Origin of the sequence: Rathayibacter sp. AY1F2, assembly GCF_002930885.1 — a bacterium.
Taxonomy (GTDB): domain Bacteria; phylum Actinomycetota; class Actinomycetes; order Actinomycetales; family Microbacteriaceae; genus Rathayibacter.
Map to the genome: position 1 here is coordinate 1 of NZ_PSVG01000060.1, position 679 is coordinate 679.

Consider the following 679-nt stretch of genomic DNA (forward strand, 5'->3'; position numbering starts at 1 on the left):
AGAGCGGCGACGGCCTGCCGCGACGTCGAGACGTCCCGTCTCAACACGTCCCTCCCCCTCCCGCGGGATGCCGTTCGGGCACGCCGGACACAGCGCGTCGCGGACCGGAACGGCATCTCGCGGAGGGAGGGAGGACGGTGCGCCTCAGCGCAGCGACTCGAGCACGGCCTCCAGCTCGTCGACGGCGAAGTCGATCTCGGCAGCGGTGACCACGAGCGGCGGCGCCAGGCGGATCGTCGAGCCGTGCGTGTCCTTGGCCAGCACCCCGCGGGCCATCAGGGCCTCGCAGACGGCGCGGCCCGAGGCGAGCCGCGGGTCGATGTCGATGCCGGCCCAGAGTCCGGCGCCGCGGACGGCGACTACTCCCCGGCCGATCAGCGCCTCGAGGCGCGCGTGCAGCTGGGCGCCGCGCTCGCGGGCGAGGGCCTGGTACTCGCCGGTCGCGAGCATCTCGACGACTGCGAGGCCGACGGCCGCGGCGAGCGGGTTGCCGCCGAAGGTGGAGCCGTGCTGGCCCGGCTGCAGGACGCCGAGCACGTCGGCGTCCGCGACCACGGCCGAGACGGGGACGATGCCGCCGCCGAGCGCCTTGCCGAGCAGGTAGACGTCGGGGACGACTCCGACCAGGTCGCAGGCGAAGGTGGCGCCGGTGCGGCCGAGGCCGGACTGGATCTCATCC

General features: G+C 75.1%; 1 protein-coding gene. It reads right to left on the reverse strand.

From position 1 onward, the window contains the following. Nucleotides 1–144: 144 nt before the first annotated feature. Nucleotides 145–679, reverse strand: a 535-nt coding sequence (locus tag C5C54_RS17510; protein ID WP_146078909.1) for an aspartate aminotransferase family protein, incomplete at its 5' end; no start/stop codon positions are given.